Source organism: Pseudoalteromonas sp. SR45-5, from assembly GCF_014163565.1.
Classification (GTDB): domain Bacteria; phylum Pseudomonadota; class Gammaproteobacteria; order Enterobacterales; family Alteromonadaceae; genus Pseudoalteromonas; species Pseudoalteromonas distincta.
This window is the reverse complement of sequence record NZ_JACJDN010000582.1, coordinates 1-2,503: the sequence shown is the minus strand read 5'-3', so window position 1 is coordinate 2,503 and position 2,503 is coordinate 1. Positions and strand designations below refer to the sequence as shown.

The window sequence follows — 2,503 nt, the reverse complement described above, 5'->3', positions numbered from 1 at the left end:
CCCTTACGGGGCCTAGGCTTAAGAAAAATATAATCATGTGGGCATTAAAAGTTTGCTCTAAAATTTTCAAAAAAGTGATGTTAGTTTAAAAAACCATCGCTCTTGATAATAACAATGAAAGAGGATGATATTGTGAATAAATCTCAATTAATCGATCAAATCGCAGCTGATGCTGACATTTCTAAAGCGGCTGCAGGTCGTGCACTAGATTCATTCATCGAATCTGTATCTGGCGCGCTAAAAGATGGCGACTCAGTTGCACTTGTAGGTTTTGGTACTTTCTCAGTACGTGAACGTGCTGCACGTTCAGGCCGTAACCCGCAAACTGGTGAAACTATCCAAATTGCTGCTGCAACTATTCCAGCTTTCAAAGCCGGTAAAGCGCTTAAAGACGCAGTAAACTAATCACTGTTTTAACACATTAGTTATGGCGAGTGTAAAGTTACTGATTCACCACAACAGATGAGTTAAGTAACTTTTCCGCCAGTTACTTCAAGTGAAAAAGCGTATCTGGTAAGATACGCTTTTTTTACATGTGACAAGGTAAAATACCTTGATCAAAAAGAGATAAACAAATGCTTGAGAAAATCAGAGAAGGTTCGCAAGGACCTGTAGCCAAAATAATTTTAGGCGCGGTGATTTTATCTTTTGCCTTAGCAGGGATCGGTAGTTACTTAGGTCAAACCACAGAACAACCCGTTGCTGAAGTAAATGGAATTAAAATTAGTCAAACCGATTTTAACCGTGCTTACCAAAATGAACGTAGCCGTTTAGAGCAACAATTTGGTGAATACTTTACACAAATTGCAGCTGATCCAAATTACATGGCACAAATTCGTCAAGGTGTAGTTGACCGCTTAGTACAACAAGAATTGCAATCACAGCTAGCGGCTGATTTAGGCCTTCGCGTAAGCGACGAAAGTGTACGTAAAACAATTTTAGAATTACCGTACTTTCAAATTGGTGAAAAATTTAATAACGACCGTTACCTACAAGTAATTCGTCAAATGAATTTTCAACCAGATGCTTTTCGTGAATATTTACGTAAAGATATGACACGCAGCCAGGTAGTATCTGCTGTTGCAGGGACAGACTTTGCTCTAGAGAGCGAGCTGAAAAGCGCAATTGCTCTTCAGCAGCAAACTCGTAGTATTGATTACGTAGTTGTAAACAAAGAGGCACTTGCCGCGAATGTTGAAGTATCAGATCAAGAAGTATCTGATTACTACGACTTAAACGCATCTCAATTTTTATCTCCAGAGCTTATCTCAGTAAGTTACATTGAGCTTAAAGCAGCAGATATCAATGTTGTATCGGTAACCGAGGATGACGTTAAAGCGTATTATGAGCAAAACAAAGCACAATACGTTGAGCCAGAAAAGCGTCGCGTATCACATATCTTAATTGATAACAGTGAAGACGATGATGCAGCAAAAGAAAAAGCCAATGCTCTTCATGCACAGCTAGAGCAAGGTGCAGACTTTGCTGAGTTAGCACAATCATCGTCTGACGATATCGTTAGTGGCGAAATGGGCGGCGATCTTGAGTGGATTGAGCGTGATGTAATGGACCCTGCATTTGAAGACGCGGCTTTCGCGCTTGAAAATAAAGGTGATATTTCTGACGTTGTTACTTCTGAGTTTGGTTATCACATAATTAAACTTACTGACATTCAACCACAACAAGTTAAAGCGTATGACGATGTTAAAGCTGACTTACGTGCTGAATTAGAACAAGCTGAAAAAATTGATGCATTTTACGAAAAGCAAACTGAAATGGGTGCACTTGCATTTGAAATTTCAGACCGCTTAGATGATGCTGCAGAAGTTGCTGAAGTGGAAGTTAAATCTACACCTCTTTTAGCACTTAATGCTCTACCAGAGCCGTTAAACAGCCCTGCAGTTGTCACAGCACTAACATCAGTTGATTTACTTGAAGATAAAGTAAATTCTGAAGTTATTGAGCTTGGCGATGAGCATGCAATCATTGTTCGTATTAACGAGCACAAAGCTGCTGCTACTAAGCCGTTAGACGAAGTAAGCGAGGAAATTAAAGCGCGTTTAGTGAATGAAAAATCATCTGAGCTTGCTAAAGAAAAGGCACGTAGCTTATTTGCAGAAGTACAAGCAGGTAAGAGCTTAAACGATGTTGCTAACGAGCAAAGCTTACCACTTCGCCAAGAAGCTAAGTTAACACGTCAAAGCTACACTGTTTCACCTGCTATTGTGACTCAAGCTTTTAAAATGGCTCACCCAGCGGATTCTGCGGTAGTCGATCTCGTTAATTTAAATAATGGTGATGCAGCAATTGTTGCGCTTAAGTCGGTAACGGATGCACAAGTTGCAGCTAATATTGACCCTCAAGCAAAACAAAGCATTACTATGGCGCAAGCTAATAAAAACTACATGGTATTTATTGAAGCGCTTAAAGCCAATGCTGAGCTTAACTTACCAACGGCTACACAAACTGTTGAGTAATTAATTTTAGCTCATAAAGAAAGGCG

The 2,503-nt window shown here is 39.8% G+C and carries 2 protein-coding genes; both read left to right on the top strand.

Going from position 1 to position 2,503, the window contains the following annotated elements; all coding sequences use genetic code 11:
- The first annotated feature begins 114 nt into the window (after positions 1-114).
- The gene (locus H5072_RS16775) at positions 115-405 is read left to right on the top strand and encodes an HU family DNA-binding protein (RefSeq protein WP_158000827.1); all 291 of its coding nucleotides are present in this window, start codon (positions 115-117) and stop codon (positions 403-405) included.
- 170 nt (positions 406-575) lie between these two features.
- Complete coding sequence (locus tag H5072_RS16770) at positions 576-2,477, top strand: SurA N-terminal domain-containing protein (RefSeq protein WP_182694185.1); 1,902 nt, start codon at positions 576-578, stop codon at positions 2,475-2,477.
- The last annotated feature ends 26 nt before the right edge of the window (positions 2,478-2,503 follow it).

Excerpts from the sequence above, each read along its gene's own strand:
- H5072_RS16770 (WP_182694185.1), top strand. The coding sequence starts at position 576 with ATGCTTGAGAAAATCAGAGAAGGTTCGCAAGGACCTGTAGCCAAAATA.
- H5072_RS16775 (WP_158000827.1), top strand. The coding sequence starts at position 115 with ATGAAAGAGGATGATATTGTGAATAAATCTCAATTAATCGATCAAATC.